The 16,301-nt window shown below is 72.2% G+C and carries 14 protein-coding genes; 5 read left to right on the top strand and 9 right to left on the bottom strand.

The features are described from left to right. Nucleotides 1-25 precede the first annotated feature (25 nt). A complete protein-coding gene (locus JOE59_RS15425; protein ID WP_204461957.1) occupies nucleotides 26-787 on the top strand; it encodes a GntR family transcriptional regulator in 762 nt (253 codons plus the stop codon). A gap of 37 nt (nucleotides 788-824) precedes the next feature. Here JOE59_RS15425 and iolD read toward each other — a convergent pair whose 3' ends face one another. The 5 genes from iolD to JOE59_RS15400 all read right to left on the bottom strand — a co-directional run bounded on the left by iolD (nucleotide 825) and on the right by JOE59_RS15400 (nucleotide 7,177). Next, nucleotides 825-2,708, bottom strand: coding sequence for a 3D-(3,5/4)-trihydroxycyclohexane-1,2-dione acylhydrolase (decyclizing) (gene iolD / locus JOE59_RS15420; protein WP_204463435.1), 1,884 nt, complete (start codon nucleotides 2,706-2,708; stop codon nucleotides 825-827). A gap of 26 nt (nucleotides 2,709-2,734) precedes the next feature. After that, entirely contained in the window at nucleotides 2,735-3,700 is a 966-nt protein-coding gene (gene iolB, locus JOE59_RS15415; protein ID WP_204461955.1) for a 5-deoxy-glucuronate isomerase, read from the bottom strand. A gap of 23 nt (nucleotides 3,701-3,723) precedes the next feature. Then, nucleotides 3,724-4,632: a class I fructose-bisphosphate aldolase gene (locus JOE59_RS15410; RefSeq protein ID WP_204461953.1), complete on the bottom strand. Its 909-nt coding sequence runs from the start codon at nucleotides 4,630-4,632 to the stop codon at nucleotides 3,724-3,726. Then, the gene (iolC, locus tag JOE59_RS15405; protein ID WP_204461950.1) at nucleotides 4,622-5,692 is read right to left on the bottom strand and encodes a 5-dehydro-2-deoxygluconokinase; all 1,071 of its coding nucleotides are present in this window, start codon (nucleotides 5,690-5,692) and stop codon (nucleotides 4,622-4,624) included. Before iolC ends, JOE59_RS15410 begins: the two co-directional genes overlap by 11 nt. Before the next feature lie 165 nt (nucleotides 5,693-5,857). Beyond that, nucleotides 5,858-7,177 (bottom strand): FAD-binding oxidoreductase, encoded by a 1,320-nt coding sequence (locus tag JOE59_RS15400; protein ID WP_204463434.1) that lies wholly within the window; start codon nucleotides 7,175-7,177, stop codon nucleotides 5,858-5,860. Between the two features lie 113 nt (nucleotides 7,178-7,290). On the opposite strand from JOE59_RS15400, the gene JOE59_RS15395 reads away from it, so the two are divergent. Then, nucleotides 7,291-7,899 carry a dihydrofolate reductase family protein gene (locus JOE59_RS15395; protein WP_204461948.1) on the top strand — a complete coding sequence of 203 codons (609 nt, stop codon included), beginning with the start codon at nucleotides 7,291-7,293 and terminating at the stop codon, nucleotides 7,897-7,899. A 58-nt stretch (nucleotides 7,900-7,957) separates the two neighbouring features. On the opposite strand, the gene JOE59_RS15390 is transcribed toward JOE59_RS15395, so the two are convergent. After that, nucleotides 7,958-10,093: a S9 family peptidase gene (locus JOE59_RS15390; RefSeq protein WP_204461945.1), complete on the bottom strand. Its 2,136-nt coding sequence runs from the start codon at nucleotides 10,091-10,093 to the stop codon at nucleotides 7,958-7,960. Nucleotides 10,094-10,246: 153 nt separating this feature from the next. On the opposite strand from JOE59_RS15390, the gene efeU reads away from it, so the two are divergent. From efeU to efeB, 3 genes are read left to right on the top strand one after another with little or no spacing between them, the layout of a single operon-like run. Next, the gene (efeU, locus tag JOE59_RS15385; protein ID WP_204461943.1) at nucleotides 10,247-11,119 is read left to right on the top strand and encodes an iron uptake transporter permease EfeU; all 873 of its coding nucleotides are present in this window, start codon (nucleotides 10,247-10,249) and stop codon (nucleotides 11,117-11,119) included. A 60-nt stretch (nucleotides 11,120-11,179) separates the two neighbouring features. Continuing rightward, entirely contained in the window at nucleotides 11,180-12,385 is a 1,206-nt protein-coding gene (efeO, locus tag JOE59_RS15380) for an iron uptake system protein EfeO (RefSeq protein WP_204461941.1), read from the top strand. After that, a complete protein-coding gene (gene efeB, locus JOE59_RS15375) occupies nucleotides 12,385-13,755 on the top strand; it encodes an iron uptake transporter deferrochelatase/peroxidase subunit (RefSeq protein ID WP_204461939.1) in 1,371 nt (456 codons plus the stop codon). The genes efeO and efeB overlap by 1 nt, the downstream gene beginning before the upstream one ends. Nucleotides 13,756-13,795: 40 nt before the next feature. On the opposite strand, the gene JOE59_RS15370 is transcribed toward efeB, so the two are convergent. From JOE59_RS15370 to pdxR, 3 genes are all read right to left on the bottom strand, one after another. After that, nucleotides 13,796-14,203 (bottom strand): hypothetical protein, encoded by a 408-nt coding sequence (locus JOE59_RS15370; protein ID WP_204461936.1) that lies wholly within the window; start codon nucleotides 14,201-14,203, stop codon nucleotides 13,796-13,798. Beyond that, nucleotides 14,200-14,676, bottom strand: a complete 477-nt coding sequence (locus tag JOE59_RS19155) for a LysM peptidoglycan-binding domain-containing protein (RefSeq protein WP_204461934.1) — start codon at nucleotides 14,674-14,676, stop codon at nucleotides 14,200-14,202. Before JOE59_RS19155 ends, JOE59_RS15370 begins: the two co-directional genes overlap by 4 nt. A 94-nt stretch (nucleotides 14,677-14,770) precedes the next feature. Beyond that, nucleotides 14,771-16,261, bottom strand: a complete 1,491-nt coding sequence (gene pdxR / locus JOE59_RS15360; protein WP_204461932.1) for a MocR-like pyridoxine biosynthesis transcription factor PdxR — start codon at nucleotides 16,259-16,261, stop codon at nucleotides 14,771-14,773. Nucleotides 16,262-16,301 lie beyond the last annotated feature (40 nt).

Raw genomic sequence — 16,301 nt, 5'->3', positions numbered from 1 at the left:
GAACAACCGGACAACTGGAGATTCCATGGCGCAGTCGGAGCATCGCCTCCCCGTCGAGCTGTTCCTCGACCTCGATCGATCGGGCCCCGTGCCCCTGTACTACCAGATCGCGAGTCGACTCGAACAGGCGATCCTCGACCAGACGCTGCCCGCCGGCGCGCGCCTCGAGAACGAGGTCGCCCTCGCGGCCCGGCTCGGCCTCTCGCGGCCGACGATCCGACGCGCCATCCAGGACCTCGTCGACAAGGGGCTGCTCGTGCGGCGCCGCGGCATCGGCACGCAGGTCGTGCACGGCAAGGTGACGCGCAACGTCGAGCTCACGAGCCTCTACGAAGACCTCGAGCGATCGGGCCAGAAGCCCGAGACTCAGGTGCTCTCGGTCGAGGTCGTGCCCGCCGACGAAGCGGCGGTCGAGGCGCTCGGGGTCGACCCCGGCAGCCCGGTGCTGCACGTGCAGCGGCTGCGCAGCGCAGACGGCGTGCCGCTCGCCATCCTCGACAACGTGCTGCCCGAGCAGTTCACCGATCTCGACCGCGAAGCACTCGAGAAGCACGGGCTCTACCAACTGCTCCGGGCGCGGGGTGTGACCATGCGGGTCGCGAAGCAGCGCATCGGGGCGCGGGCGGCGACCGCTCGCGAGGCGGAACTGCTCGACCTGTCGCGCGGGGCCCCCGTGCTCACGATGGCGCGCACCGCGTTCGACAACTCGGGGGTGGCCGTCGAGTTCGGGCAGCACTGCTACCGGCCCGACCGCTACTCCTTCGAGGTCACGCTCGTCGATCGCTGAGCCGGGCAGCGGGCCGCCCGGGAGGCGCGCCCGCGCCTCACCCGAGCAGCGGTCGCTGGGCCAGCCGGGCCTCGTCGTACTCCGCACGCGCCTGCTGCACGCTCGGCGTCGCCGAGGTCTCGGCCACGGGCACGTCCCACCATCCGCCGCCGTCGGGGCCGGCCAGCAGCGGGTCGCTCTCGATGTGGATGAGGGTCGAAGTGGGCGACGCCTTCGCGGTCGCCACGGCACGGCCGAGGTCGGCGATGGCGTCTGGCCCCTGGGCGATCTCGATCACGTCGAGCCCGTAGCTGCGCGCGTTGGCGGCGAGGTCGACAGGGAGCGGGTCGGTGCCCTGGAAGTTGCGGTTCGCCGGGTCGTATCGGCGGTACCTCGTGCCGAAGCGCTGACTGCCGACCGACTCGGAGAGGTTGCCGATCGAGGCGTAGCCCTGGTTCTGCACGAGCACGACGATGAGCTTGTGGCCCTCGGCGACCGCGGTCACGAGTTCGGTGTGCAGCATCAGGTAGGAGCCGTCGCCGACCATGACGATGACGTCGCGATCGGGCGCGGCACGGCGCACGCCGAGACCGCCCGCGATCTCGTAGCCCATGCACGAGAACGCGTACTCGACGTGGTAGCCGAGGGGGTCGCGCACCCGCCAGAGCCGGTGCAGGTCGCCCGGCAGCGACCCCGCAGCCTGCACGATGACGTCGCGCGGCTCGCTCGCCGCCTGCACGGCGCCGATGATCTCCGCCTGCGCGGGCCGGTCGCGACCCGACGGCACGAACGACGCGTCGACGACGGCGTTCCACGACTGCTGCTCAGCGGCGATGAGCTCGGACATCGACGCCGGCACCCGGTAGCCCGCGAGCTCGACCTCGAGCGCCTCGAGCGCCGTGCGGGCGTCGGCGATCAGGGGCAGCTGCGTGCCGTGCTTGTAGGCGTCGAACGGCGCGACGTTGAGGTTCACGAACGTGACATCCGGGTGCTGGAAGGCGCTGCGGCTGGCCGTCGTGAAGTCGCTGTACCTGGTGCCGATGCCGATGACGACGTCGGCCTCGGCGGCGAACCGGTTGGCCGCGGTCGTGCCGGTGGCGCCCACGGCGCCGAGCGAGGCGGGATGGTCCCACGTGATGGACCCGCCGCCGGCCTGCGTCGTGCCGACGGGGATGCCGGTCGCCTCGACGAGTCGGCGCAGCACCTCCTCGGCGCCCGAGTAGATCACCCCGCCGCCCGCGACGATCATGGGCGAGCGCGCGCCGCGGATGGCGGCGACTGCTCGGGCGAGCGGGCCGGGCTCGGGCAGCGGTCGCCGCACGTGCCACTCCCGGTCGGCGAGGAAGGAGAGCGGTACGTCGAGCGCCTCGGCCTGCACGTCCTCGGGCAGGGCGATCGTGACCGCGCCCGTCTCGACGGGGTCGGTCAGCACGCGCATGGCGCCGAGGGCGATGGAGAAGAGCTGCTCGGGCCGTTCGACGCGGTCGAAGAAGCGCGACAGCGGGCGGAACGCGTCGGTGACCTGCAGGCTCGGATCATGCGGCAACTCGAGCTGCTGCAGCACGGGGTCGGCGACCCTCGTCGCGAACGTGTCGCTCGGCAGCAGCAGTGCGGGCAGTCGGTTGCTCGTCGCGAGTGCGGCGCCCGTCAGCATGTTCGCAGCGCCGGGGCCGACCGACGCCGTGCTCGCGAAGGTCGCGCGGCGGCGGCGCATGCGGGCGAAGCCCACCGACTGGTGCACCATCGCCTGCTCGTTGCGCGCCTGGTAGTAGGGCATGAGGCCGGGGTCGTCGGCGTTCGACTCCATGAGTGCCTGCCCGAGGCCGGCGACGTTGCCATGGCCGAAGATGCCGAACATGCCGGGAATCGTGCGCTCGCGGACGTCGCCGTCGACGGTCCACTGGTGGGCGAGGAACTCGACCAGCGCCTGTCCGACGGTCATGCGCCTCGTCATCGGGGTGTTCTGGCTCACGGGCGAGCTCCCTTCGTGGTGCGGATGTACGGCAGGCGGTCGTCGGCCGCCTCATGCTGCCAGGACTCGCGCACCCACCGGTGCGCGGGCTCATCGGTGATGCGCCAGACCCGATCGCCGGGCCCCGCCATGACGTTGAGGTAGTAGAGGTCGTGGGTCGGCGGCGCGACTGCCGGACCGTGGAACCCGCCGGGCACGAGGGCGACGTCGCCGTCGCGCACGCGCTCGTCGAGCTCGATCTCGGTCACGGCCGACGACGCGGCGCTGAAGAGGCCGTACGGCGCAGCTGCCTCGCCGGCGGCCTCGGGCGCGCCCGGTGCGGGTGCGAGCTCGAAGTAGTAGATCTCCTCGAGCTGCGACTCGTGGCCGGGCAGTTCCTCGTCGTGCTTGTGCGGCGGGTAGCTCGACCAGTTGCCCGCGGGCGTGACGACCTCGCACACGATGAGTCGCTCGGCGTCGAGCACCGCGGGCGTGCCGAGGTCGTGCACCTGCCGGCTCGCGCGACCGCGGCCGCGGAGTTCGACGGGCACCTCGTCGCGCCCGATGCGCCGAAGCGGATGCCGCGTGGTCGCCGGAGCCTCGGCGACTGCGACCCGGCCCGATCCGGTGCCCGAGCCGGTGCCGGTGAGGGTCGCGCTCGCGCCCACGGGCAGGTAGAGGCAGTCGGTCGGGCCGTCGAACACCGAGACGCGTCCCTCGAGCTCGACCTCGTGCACCGTGCCGTCTTCGGTGAGCGTGCGCACGAGGCATCCGCCCTCGAGGGGAACGACGAGTCGCTCGACCTCACCGGCCGGGAGCTCGAGCCCCGTGCCGTCGACCGCGTCGAGCGCAGCGACCCGGAGCCCGGTGTGCTGCCAGCCGTCGAGGGATGCGTCGACCACGACGTCCCAGCCGTCTCGGGCGAGGCTCGCCCGAGGGTGGAACCACGTCTCGTGCGTGGTCGCCGTCGTCCGCTCCGTCACGGATGCTCCTTCGGTCTCGTCGTTCAGCCCGCGTGCACGAGGGCCGCTGCGGTGTCGACGGCCCGTGCAACGTCGCCGTCGGGAGGATAGACGAGCGTGCGCCCGACCACGAGCCCGCGCACGCCCGGCAGGGCGAGTGCCCGCTGCCAGCTCGCGTAGGTGGCCTCGGGATCGCCGCCGCGCTCGCCGCCGAGGAGGAGCGTCGGCAGGGTCGTCGCCGCCATCACCCGTTCCATCTCGTCGACGACGGGCAGCTTCAGCCACGTGTAGGCCGAGCTCGTGCCGAGCCCCGACGCGATGGCGACCGAGGTGATCACGGCATCGGCGGTGAGGTCGTTGACGACGCCGGCAGGGCCGTGGGTGCTCATGAACGGCTCGAGCATGATCGGCACACCGGCCGCGGCGGCGGCGGTGACCGCAGCGGCGCATGCCTCGATCGTCGCGAGCGACCCGGCATCCTGCAGGTTGATGCGCAGCAGGGCCTTGGCGAAGTCGAGTCGGTCGCGCACGATGCCGTCGATGTCGTAGCCGGTGAACCGGTCGTCCATCTCGAAGCTCGAGCCGCGGAGCCCCCCGCGGTTCATCGAGCCGACCACGACCTTGCCGTCGAGCGCGCCGAGCAGGGCGAGGTCGTCGATGATGTCGGGGGTCGCGAGCACGCCGTCGACGCCGGGGCGGCTGAGCGCGAGGGCGAGGCGGTCGAGCAGCTCGTACCGGTCGGCCATCGCCATCGGCTCGTCGCCGACGCCGAGCGCGCCACGGGCCGGATGGTCGGCGGCGACGATGAAGAGCCGGCCGTTGTCGCCGAGCACGGGGCGGCGCGTTCGCGCGGAGTGCAGTTCGGCGATGGCCGCCGGGTCGACGGCACGTCGGTCGCGAAGCCGTGCGAATCGCTCGTCGTCGAGGAATCGCCGAGTTGCCTCAGGATGCATCGGCGTCTCCTTCATCGTGCGCCGGGCGTGACCCGGAGGATCCTGCAGCGCCGGCGGTCACGGCGTCGAGGTCGGCCGGGTCGATCCCGTCGAACTCGCCGAGACCGCGTTCGCCGGCCAGTCGCGCCACCTCGACGCTCGTCGGCATGGCGGTCGAGCACTCCCGGCGCGTCGCCACGATCGCGCCCGCGACGTTCGCGAAGGCGATGATGCGCTCGAGCGGCCAGCCGGAGAGGAGCCCGTGGCAGAACGCGCCGCCGAACCCGTCGCCCGCGCCGAGTCCGTTGACGACCTGCACGGGCAGGGCGGGCAGCTCGACGGTCTCGTCGCGGGTCTTCGCGAGCACGCCGATCGGGCCGCGCTTGACGACGGCGAGCTCGACGCCGCGGTCGAGCAGGGCGTCGGCGGCACGGTACGGATCGCGTTCGCCGACGGCGACCTCGCACTCCTCGAGGTTGCCGATGGCGACGGCGACCGAGTCGAGGGCGGCGGAGACCTCACGCCGCGCCTCGTCGACGGAGCCCCAGAACATGGGCCGGTAGTCGAGGTCGAGGATCGTGCCGGGGCGGCGGCCGCGCGCTGCCCAGGCGGCGCGGTGCGCACTGCGGCTCGGCTCCTCGCTCAGGCCGGTGGCCGTCGACCAGTAGATCGCGGCGGAGCGGATGTCGTCGAGCGGCAGGCTCTCGGCGGTGATCTCGAGGTCGGGCGCCTTCGGCTTGCGGTAGAACGTGAGCGGGAAGTCGTCGGGCGGGAAGATCTCGCAGAAGGTCAGCGGCGTCAGGAGCGCGGGCTCGGTGCCCACGAACCGCGGATCGACGCCGAATCCGTCGAGCTCCCGCCGGATGTACCGGCCGAAGGCGTCGTCGCCCGTGCGGGTGATGATCGCGCTGCGGCGGCCGTGGCGGGCGGCGGCGATCGCGACGTTGGCGGCGCTGCCACCGACGGACTTGGTGAACGTCTCGACGTCTTCGAGGTGCACGCCGTCGAGCGTCGGGTAGAGGTCGATGCCCACGCGTCCGATGGTGATGACGTCGAATGGCGATGCTGTCGTGATGGTCATACTGCGTCGTACAACTTTCTGCCGGTGCCGCGGGCGATTGCCCTCAGTTTACACAGAATGTCCTGACAAAGTAGTGCCACACGTGAACGAGCGGATGCCGCGTGGCGCGCGCCACGCGGCATCCGCTCGTCTGATCAGGCTCGCCGGTGCTCAGCCCACTGGGGTTCAGCCCACCGGCGCGATGTTGTGGTTGCGGCGGAACACGTTGCCGGGGTCGACCTGCGCCTTGATGCGGCGCAGGCGTTCGAGCGTCGCAGGCGGGTACATCGCGGCCGTGATCTCGTCGCCGTACTCGGCCGAGAAGTTGCCGTAGACCCCGCTCGTGCAGGCCAGGGCCGCGTCGTTGACGGCCTCGACCGACGCGACCAGCTCGGGCGCGGCGTCGGGCGCCACCACGCCGTTGACGATCAGCAGCGCCTCGGCATCACGGAAGGCGATCGCCGTCGCGTCGGGCGCGACGCGCGAGAACGCCCCGCCGAGGGCGCGGAGGAGCACCATCGTCGGCACGTCGCGGTCGTACGCGGCGGCGACGGCATCGAGCGCCGCATCGGAGAGCTCGGGCACGAAGCCGTTGCCGCCGACGAACCGGAACGGGGGCCGCCCGGGCGGCGCGTCTTCGAGCAGCTCGCCGTAGGTGCTCGGCCCGATCTTCGCCTCGGTGACCGACGGCAGCTCGAGCAGCGGCGCGAGCAGCTCGCGGAGCTGCGCCTCGCTGCCCTGCAGGGCGACGCCGAGCTGCGGGCCGCCGGGCATCTCGGGCCCGAACGGCGGCACGAGCATGAGCGACGAGTTCAGCTCGTCGGGGCCGGCGCGCATCACGTCGCGCCAGGCTCGCAGGATGGCCGGCACGTCGGATCGGTCGAAGGTCACGTGCGCGGCGACGAGACCGTCGGCCGGCACCGCCTGGAAGGCGAAGCGGGTGACCACGCCGAAGTTGCCGCCGCCCCCGCGCAGCGCCCAGAAGAGCTCGGGGTGCGACGACTCGTTCACGGTCAGCACCTCGCCCGCCGCGGTCACGAGTTCGACCTCGCGCAGCGCGTCGACGGCGAGGCCCTGCATGCGCACGAGCCAGCCGATGCCGCCGCCGAGGGCGAGGCCGCCCACTCCGACGTCGCGGGTGTCGCCCGAGCTGATGCCCAGGCCGTGGGGAGCCAGTACCGCCGCGACGTCGCCCCAGCGGGCGCCGCCGCCGACGGAGACGAGGCCGTTGGCGTCGACCTCGATCGCGGTGAACTCGGCGAGGTCGACGACGAGCCCGCCCTCGACGGGGAGGAGGCCGTGGCCGCCGCTGCGCACGGCGATCGGCAGGCCCGCCGCCGCGGCGAGGCCGACGGCGGCCGCGACCTCGTCGACAGTGTGCGGTCGCACGACCGCGTCGGGTTCGCCGACGCCGGCGAAGACCGTGCGGCCGGCGTCGTACTCGGATGCGCCGGGACCATGGGCCCGGCCTGGGATTCGCTCACTCAGTTCGGAGAGAAGAGACATTTCTGCAGTCTTGCAGCGGCCTGAGACATCCGGAACGGTGCTCGCTGAGCGCTGAATCGGTGCGTTCGCATGCACCGATGCGGGTGTCGGCAGGGCGGCGTACGGTGTCGCGCATGACGTTCAACGACGGCCTCGTCACGGCCAACCTCTCGATCTCGCTCGACGGCTACGTCGCCGGGCCGAACCAGACGCGCGACGAACCACTCGGCGAGGGCGGTGAAGACCTGCACCGGTGGATGTTCGAGCAGCCCGACGAGAACGCCGGGATCGTCGAGCAGATCCTCGCGCCGGATGCCTACATCATGGGCCGCAACATGTTCGGGCCGATCCGCGGCGAGTGGACCGATGAGGAGTGGAAGGGCTGGTGGGGCGAGAACCCGCCGTACCACGGGCCGGTCTACGTGCTCACGCACCACCCGCACGACCCGATCCCGATGGAGGGCGGCACGACCTTCCACTTCATCACGACGGGCATCGATGACGCCCTCGCGCAGGCGCGGGCCGCCGTCGGCGACGGGCGCATCTCGATCGCGGGCGGCGCGAGCACCGTGCGCCAGTACCTCGCCGCGGGCCTCATCGACCGCATCATCGTCACGATCTCGCCGATGATGCTCGGCGGCGGCGAGCGGCTCTTCGAGGGCATCGACGACCCGGCGCTCACGCCCGTCGAGGTGCTGCACACCCCGCTCGCGACGCACATCACCTACGAGCGGCGCCGCTGACGACGAGCCGCCGCCGACGATCAGGTGAGCGGATGCCGCGGCATCCGCTCACCGCCGGTCACTCGCCGCTCGGGTGCGCCCCGGCCGCGTCGACGACCCACGCGTAGGCGAACGCCCGCTCACGCCATGCCGAGTACCGGCCCGAGACGCCGCCGTGCCCGGCCGCCATCTCGATCTTCAGCAGCGGGTCGGCGCCGACGTCGCGCAGCTTCGCGACCCACTTCGCCGGCTCGACGTAGAGCACGCGGGTGTCGTTCAGCGACGTCACCGCGAGGATCGGCGGGTAGTGGTTGACGTGCACGTTCTCGATCGGGGAGTACGACTTCATGTACGAGTAGACCTCGTCGTCGTCGAGCGGGTTGCCCCACTCGTCCCATTCGATGACCGTGAGCGGCAGCGACGGGTCGAGGATCGAGGTCAGCGGGTCGACGAACGGCACCTCGGCGAGGAAGCCCGAGAAGTACTTCGGTGCGAGGTTCGCGACGGCGCCGATCAGGAGTCCGCCGGCGCTGCCGCCCTGGGCGACGAGCCGGTCGGGGGCCGTGATGTCCTCGTCGATGAGGTGCCTGGCGACCGCCGCGAAGTCGGTGAAGGTGTTGCGCTTCTCGAGCTTCTTGCCGTGCTCGTACCAGAGTCGCCCCATCTCGCCGCCGCCGCGCACGTGCGCCACGGCGAAGATCATGCCGCGGTCGAGCAGCGACAGGCGGGGGATGCCGAAGCCGGGGTCGATCGAGTGCTCGTACGAGCCGTAGCCGTAGAGCAGGGTCGGGGCGGGCGTGCCGAGGTCGACGAGGTCGTGCCGGTAGACGAGCGACACCGGGATGCGCGTGCCGTCGTCGGCCGTCGCCCACTCGCGCCGCTGCGAGTAGCGGGTCGCTTCGTAATCGCCGAGCACGGCCTGACGCTTGCGCAGCCGCCTCTCACCCGTCGCCACGACGACGTCGTACACGGTCGACGGGGTCACGAAGCTCGTGTAGCCGATGCGCAGCGTCGGCTGCGCCCAGTCGGGGTTGCCCGACAGGCCCACCGCGAACAGCGCCTCGTCGAAGGCGAGCTCGTGCAGGGTGTCGTCGGGCGTCGCGTCGGCGGGCAGGCCCGCAGCCGGCACCTTCGCGACGGCGACCCGCGGCAGACCCTCGCGGCGGTACTCGACGGCGACGAAGTCGCGGAACGCGTCGACGCCCTCGAGGCGCACGGCCGGGTCGTGCGGCAGCAGCACGCGACGGTCGCCCTGCGGGTCGGATGCCGCGACGCTCACGAGCTCGAAGTTCAAGGCATCGTCGTTGTGCACGATGAGCAGGCGGTCCTTGCCCCCGGCGACGACGTGCTCGACGTCGTACTCCACGCCGTCCTTGCGGGGCCAGACGACGGAGAACCCGCCGGTCGGCTCGGCGGCATCGAGCAGCCAGGTCTCGCTCGTGACGTTGGAGCCGGCCTCGATCACGAGGAACCTGCGGCTGCGGGTCACGCCGACGCCGAGCCAGAAGCGCTCGTCGGGTTCGGTGAAGACCGAGACGTCGTCGGATGCCGCGGTGCCGATCTCGTGCCGCCAGATGGTGTCGGGTCGCCATGACTCGTCGACCGTCGCGTAGAACACGTAGCGGCCGCTCGGGTCGAAGGTCGCGCCGCTCGAGGTGCCCTCGATGACGTCGTCGTACTCGCGGCCCGAGTCGTCGAGCGAGCGCAGCCGGATCGTGTACCGCTCGTCGCCCTCGAGGTCGATCGCGTACAGCAGGGTCGCGCCGTCGGCGGTGACGTCGAAGCTGCCGAGCGAGTAGAAGTCGTGGCCCGCGGCCTCGACGTTGTCGTCGAGCAGCACCTGCTCGCCGGGCAACGGGGAGCCCGAGTCATCCGTCGCCGGGGGTTCCCAGTCATCGGGGCCGGTGGCCGGCACCCGGCAGTGGATGCCGTACTCGCTGCCCTCGACGGTGCGGGTGTAGTACCACCAGTCGCCCTCGCGGGTGGGCACGCTGAGGTCGGTCTCCTTGGTGCGGGTCGTGATCTCCTCGAAGATCTGCTCCTGCAGGATCGCGAGGTGCTCGGTCCTCGCCTTCGTGTAGGCGTTCTCCTCGTGCAGGTGCGCGAGCACCTCGGGGTCGTCCTTGTCGCGCAGCCACTCGTAGTCGTCGACGACGACGTCGCCGTGGTGCACGCGTTCGATGGGTCGCTTGTCGGTCTTCGGCGGAGTCAGCACGTTCCCACGCTACGCCTCCGCGGCCGGCGGGTGTCGTTCGCCTGCGAAAACCGTGTTCAGCATGGGAATCGGGTGTGACGGTCCGGGTTCGCGAGTCTGCTGAAGTTAGGTTAGCCTTGGCTCAATCCACTCCGTTCTATCCGGGAGACGCGCGTGCTCGCCAACTACCTGATCGGCCTCCGCGAAGGCCTCGAGGCAGGGCTCATCGTCGGCATCCTCGTCGCGTACCTCGGCAAGATCGGCCGCCGCGACCTCTTCGGCCGGCTCTGGTTCGGCATCGGCATCGCGGTCGCGGTGTCGCTCGGCGTCGGTGCGCTGCTCACCTGGGGTCCGTACGCGATGACCTTCCAAGCGCAGGAGGTGCTCGGCGGCGTGCTCTCCCTCGTCGCCGTCGCGCTCGTGACGTGGATGATCTTCTGGATGGGCACGCACGGCGCGGGCCTCTCGAAGGAGCTGCGCGGCCAGGTCGACGCCGCCGTCGACCGGTCGTGGTTCGCCATCGTGCTGCTCGGCGCGCTCGCCGTCGGCCGCGAGGGCATCGAGACGGCCCTCTTCGTCTGGGCCAACGTGTCGGGCGGCAACGACCCGGTGCTCGGCACCGTCGGCGCCCTGCTGGGCATCGTCACCGCGATCGTCATCTCGTGGGGCATCTCGCGCGGGCTCGTGCGCATCAACCTCTCGAAGTTCTTCACCTGGACCGGGCTCTTCCTCATCCTCGTCGCCGCCGGCGTGCTCGTGTACGGCATCGGCGACCTTCAGGAGGCCTCGGTCATCCCGGGCTGGGGCACGCATGCGTTCAGCCTCGTCGAGCTCGTGCCGCCGGGCAGCTGGTACGGCACGCTCCTCGCCGGCATCTTCAACTTCACGCCCGAGCCGACCTGGGCGCAGGTCATCGGGTGGGTCCTCTACGTCGCCGTCACGACGACGCTCTACCTCGGCATGCTGCACCGGCGTCGCCGCCCGGCGCCCGCACCCGCGCCCGCCGCCACCGCTGCACCGACGACCGCGCCCGCCGCGGCGAACTGACCACCGATCACCACGTCTCACCCACACGTCTCACCCCTCACCTCGAATCCAGGAGCATTCATGACCCGACGCGCCCTCGCGGCATCCGCTGCCGTGACCGCACTCGCGCTCGCCCTCACCGGCTGCGTCGCGAAAGCCGACCTCGCCTCGGCGATCGCCGTCGACATCACCGATGACGGATGCTCCGTGGCCGCTGCCACCGCACCCGCCGGCGCCGTGACGTTCGCGCTCGCAAACAACGGCACCGACGTGAACGAGTTCGAGATCCTCGCCGACGACCAGCTGCGCATCGTGGGCGAGAAGGAGAACGTCACCCCAGGGCAGGAGATCGACTTCACCGCGCAGCTCGAGCCGGGCACCTACTACACGGCGTGCAAGTTCCAGCAGGTCGGCGCACCGATCGGCCTCGCCGAGTTCACGGTCACGGGCGAGGCCTCGGCCGTCTCCGCCGACGAGCAGGCGCTCTCCGACCAGGCCGTCACCGAGTACCTCGCATACGTGCGCTCGCAGGCGGCCGAGCTGCTGCCGCTCGTCGAGGCGTTCGCCGCAGCCTACGCGGCCGGCGACGACGAGACCGCCCGCTCGCTCTTCGCCGCGACCCGCGTGCCGTACGAGCGCATCGAGCCCACCGCCGAGGCGTTCGGCGACCTCGACCCGAAGATCGACTTCCGCGAGGTCGACGCCGTCGCCGACGGCCTCGAGTGGACCGGCTTCCACCGCATCGAGAAGGACCTCTGGCCGCCGGCCGCGGGAGACCTCAACTCCGACGGCCAGGACGCACTGAAGGACTGGGCGCCGTCGACCCCCGCCGAGCGCCAGGCCTACGCCGACGGCCTCGTCGCGGATGTCACCGAACTGCACGACCTCGTCACCGCCGACGACTTCACCGTCTCGCTCGACGCCATCTCGAACGGCGCGATCGCGCTGCTCGACGAGGTCGCGGCCGGCAAGATCACGGGTGAAGAGGACTGGTGGTCGGGCACCGACCTCTCGGACTTCGCCGCCAACGTGCAGGGTGCCGGCGTCGCCTTCGGCGCGGTGCGGGCGCTCGCCGAGTCGAAGGGCGACGAGGGCACGGCACTCGCGACCGAGATCGACGAGCAGTTCACCGCCCTCGAGGCGGCGCTCGCCGAGTACGGCTCCCTCGAGTCGGGCTTCGTCGACTACGCGACCCTGACCGACGCCGACAAGAAGGCGCTCAGCGACCAGGTCAACGCCCTCGCAGAGCCGCTCTCGCAGCTGACCGCCACGGTGCTCGGGGTCTGATGAACGTCTCCCGTTCCACGGCCGGTGACGCGCAGGGCGCGGCACCGACCGAGGTGCACCCCGACACCGCGACGCCCGCGGCCGGCGCCGACGCGGCTGCCGCGTCCGCCGTCAGCCGGCGCCAGCTGTTCGGCTTCCTCGGCGCGGGCGCGGCCGGCGCCGTCGTCGGCGCTGCGGCAGGTGCCGGCGTCGCGGTCGCGGCAACCACCGGCGGGGCGGGAGCGGCGAGCCCGGCGGCATCCGTCTACCCGTTCTTCGGCGCGCACCAGGCCGGCATCGTCACCCCCGCGCAGGACCGCCTGCACTTCGCCGCATTCGACGTCGACGACACCCTCGACCGCGACGGGCTGATCGCCCTGCTCACGGAGTGGACGGATGCCGCGGCTCGCCTGAGCCAGGGCCTCGAGGTCGCCGAGGGCGGGGCCGTCGGCGGCTCCGACTACGCGCCGCCGGTCGACACCGGTGAGGCGCTCGGACTGCCCGCGAGCGGCCTCACGATCACCTTCGGGTTCGGCCCGGGGCTCTTCGCCGACGCGTCGGGGGCCGATCGCTTCGGCCTCGCCGCCCGGCGCCCGGCGATGCTCGCGCCGCTCCCGCGCTTCCAGGGCGACGCGCTCGTGCCCGAGATCTCGGGCGGCGACCTCTGCATCCAGGCGTGCGCCGACGATCCGCAGGTCGCCGTGCACGCGATCCGCAACCTCAGCCGCATCGCGTTCGGGCGGGCGAGCCTGCGCTGGTCGCAGCTCGGATTCGGCCGCACCTCGTCGACGTCGACGACCCAGGCGACGCCCCGCAACCTCTTCGGATTCAAGGACGGCACCGCGAACGTCAAGGCCGAGGAGACGGTGACCGTCGACGACCAGGTCTGGGTGCAGGCATCCGACGAACCGGCCTGGCTCGCTGGGGGCTCGTATCTCGTCGCGCGTCGCATCCGCATGATCATCGAGAACTGGGACCGCGTCCAGCTCGGTGAGCAGGAGATGCTCGTCGGGCGATCCAAGGGCGAGGGCGCCCCGCTCTCGGGCGGCACCGAGTTCACCGAACCCGACTTCGAGAAGACCGGCGCGACCGATGCGCCGCTCATCGACACGAACGCGCACGTGCGCCTCGCGCACCCGACGACGAACGGCGGCGCTCGTATGCTCCGCAGGGGATACAACTTCGTCGACGGCAACGACTCGCTCGGCCGGCTCGACGCGGGGCTCTTCTTCCTCTCGTTCCAGCGCTCGCCGCAGCAGTTCATCGACGTGCAGACGAGTCTCGCGAGTGACGGACTGAACGAGTACCTGAAGCACGTGGGGTCGGCGATCTTCGCCGTGCCCGGCGGGGTCGCCGAAGGGGAGTTCGTGGGGCAGGCGCTCTTCGCCTGACGAGCCGGCGTGAGTCGAGCCGGCGCGAGTCACGTCGGCGTCAGTCGCCGACCTTCACGAGCCAGCGCCCGCCGCCCTGGTCGATGAGTCTTCCGCTCACCCGCGTGCCATCATCGCGCTCCGCGGTGAAGTCGATCGGCGGCAGGCCGTGCTCCGAGAGGGCCATCCCGCCGCTGAACGTCGGGGAGATGTAGCCGAGCTCCTCGAGCGCCTGCTCGCGGGCCTGCGTGTCCCAGATGCCCGAGAGCACCCAGGCCATGGCGCCGGCGGTGAGCGCTGAGACGAGGAAGATCACGTACCCGAGCTCGCGCAGCGGCTTCGAGCGGCGCCGGGTGCCGATGAACGAGACCACGACGCCCGCGAGGAGCGCGACGAGCGGGATCGCGACCGGCCAGGGGTTCCACGGGGCGATCGTGATGATGACGTCGGCCTCGGCGGGCAGGATCATCCGGTCTTCGTCCAGTCGAGGTTGATGACGTCGCCGATGTAGACGTTCTCCCCGAAGTCGTGCACCTGCGGGTTCATGCGCAGCAGTTGCTGCTGCGGCAGGTCGAAGCGCTGCGCGATGTCGAAGAAGCTGTCGCCCGAGACCACGACGTAGCTGATCGGCATGCCGGACCCATCGAGCTTCGGGGTGCCGTCGGCGCCGTCGCGCACGCCGAGGTCGACCGCCGGGCCGGGTTCGTAGACCGGCGCGGGCGCGTTCGGCACGGGTTCGGGCGTCGGCGCGGGTTCGACGGGAGCCGGGGTCGGCGTCGGGGTCGGCGTGGGCGTCGGCGTGGGCGTCGCCGTGACGGTCGCGACGATCGTGACGGGCGGCGGGGCCGGGGCCGCGACGCATCCGCTCAGCAGCAGCGCACCCGAGATCGTCAACACTCCCGCGATGCAGTGCGCCGCGCCTCCACCGACTGCTCGCCGCACGGGCCCTCCAACCGTAGGGTGACGCGCCGCCCTCGGCGCGCCGGTCGGTTCACCCTATCCATGCCCTCGCCGTCGGCGGTAGGGAGCGGGGTGCTCAGGGCGCGGGCACGATGGCGTCGAGGATGGCGCCGCGGATGCGCCCGAGTCCCTCGACGAGCCGGGTGTCGCTCGGCGCCGCGTAGCCGAAGACGATGCCCGGCCGGCCCTCGCCCGGCACCGCGGAGTAGTCCGAGAGCGGCGCGACGGCCACGCCCTCGCTCGCGAGCCGGGTCACGAGGGCAGCGGATGCCGCGGCATCCGGCAGCTCGACGACCGCGTGCAGCCCGCCGTCGAGCGCCGAGAGGGTGGCACCGGGAAGCCGGTCGAGCGCGGTGAGCACGAGCCCGCGCCGGTGGGCGTACTCGCGCCGCACGACCGCGATGTGCCGGCGCACGGCGCCGCTCGCGAGCAGCTCGGCGATCGCGTGCTGGGCGACGCCGGGAACGGGGCAGGCCTCGTCGTCGCGGGATGCGGCGATCGCCTCGCGCAGCTCACGATTCGCCGGCGGCAGCACGAGATAGCCGAGCCGGATCCACGGCGTCAGCACCTTCGAGAAGCTGCCGATGAGCACGACTCGGCCGCCGTCGTCGAGCGAGGCGAGCGCCGGCAGCGGCGGCCCGAGGTGGCGGAACTCGCTGTCGTAGTCGTCCTCGATCACGATGCCGCCCGTCGCGCGCGCCCAGCCGATGAGGTCGAGGCGGGTCGAGACGGGCAGGCGTCCGCCGAGCGGGTACTGGTGGCTCGGGGTCACGAGGACGGCGTCGAGCGGGCTCGGCAGGCGCCGCAGGGCGCCGACGTCGAAGCCGTCGCGGTCGAGGGCGACGGGCGCGGTGCGGGCGCCCCGCCGCGCGAACAGGCGGCGCGCCGACGGGTAGCCGGGGTGCTCGATCGCGATCACGGGAGGTCGCCCGGCGAGGTCCGCCAGAACGGATGCCACGAGCCCGAGCGCCTCGCTCGTGCCCGCGGTGACGACGACGTCGTCGGGTGAGCAGGCGAGCCCGCGCGCGTGGCGCAGGTGGTCGGCGATCTCGGCGCGCAGTCGCGGCACGCCGAACGGCGGTGGCGAGTCCGCCGGGATCTCGGCGGCCGCGGCCCGTCGCCAGGCTGCGCGCCAGGCCCGGGTGTCGAGGCGTGAGGTCGAGGGCCGGCCGGGGAGCAGGTTGATGCGGGGTTCCGCAGGAGGCGCGATCGTGGCGTGCGCGTGGAGCGCCGCCGCGGTCGTCGCGGCCGCGGCGGCCGACGTCGACGCTGCCGACGGCGTGGACGCCGCGGCATCCGCGGATCGATCGGGCCGGGGGCCGAGCTCGGCGACGCGGGTCGCAGCTCCCTGCCTCGTCTCCAGGTAGCCCTCGCCGACGAGCTGGTCGTACGCCGCGACGACCACGCTCCGGGAGATGCCGAGCGCGCTCGCGAGCGCCCTGGTCGACGGCACCGGATCGCCCGGGCGGAGGCTGCCGACGAGCACCCCCTGCCGCAGCCTGTCGACGAGCTGCGCGCCGATCGGCGTGGCGGAGCTGCGGTCGATGTCGACGATCGGCCCGTCCACGGCGCTCCCCACTGGACTGGTCTCAATTGCGAGAACTGGA

Source organism: Agromyces cerinus (assembly GCF_016907835.1).
GTDB lineage: Bacteria > Actinomycetota > Actinomycetes > Actinomycetales > Microbacteriaceae > Agromyces > Agromyces nitratus.
Note: the sequence above shows the minus strand (reverse complement) of the source record. Positions and strands in the feature narration are given on the sequence as shown.

What these genes read in the sequence shown, in the direction of transcription:
- efeB (WP_204461939.1), top strand. Translation starts at nt 12,385, where the DNA reads ATGAACGTCTCCCGTTCCACGGCCGGTGACGCGCAGGGCGCGGCACCG.
- JOE59_RS15410 (WP_204461953.1), bottom strand. Translation starts at nt 4,632, where the DNA reads ATGCATCCTGAGGCAACTCGGCGATTCCTCGACGACGAGCGATTCGCA.
- JOE59_RS15400 (WP_204463434.1), bottom strand. Translation starts at nt 7,177, where the DNA reads ATGTCTCTTCTCTCCGAACTGAGTGAGCGAATCCCAGGCCGGGCCCAT.
- iolD (WP_204463435.1), bottom strand. Translation starts at nt 2,708, where the DNA reads ATGACCGTCGGACAGGCGCTGGTCGAGTTCCTCGCCCACCAGTGGACC.
- efeO (WP_204461941.1), top strand. Translation starts at nt 11,180, where the DNA reads ATGACCCGACGCGCCCTCGCGGCATCCGCTGCCGTGACCGCACTCGCG.
- JOE59_RS15395 (WP_204461948.1), top strand. Translation starts at nt 7,291, where the DNA reads ATGACGTTCAACGACGGCCTCGTCACGGCCAACCTCTCGATCTCGCTC.
- JOE59_RS15425 (WP_204461957.1), top strand. Translation starts at nt 26, where the DNA reads ATGGCGCAGTCGGAGCATCGCCTCCCCGTCGAGCTGTTCCTCGACCTC.
- JOE59_RS15370 (WP_204461936.1), bottom strand. Translation starts at nt 14,203, where the DNA reads ATGATCCTGCCCGCCGAGGCCGACGTCATCATCACGATCGCCCCGTGG.
- iolC (WP_204461950.1), bottom strand. Translation starts at nt 5,692, where the DNA reads ATGACCATCACGACAGCATCGCCATTCGACGTCATCACCATCGGACGC.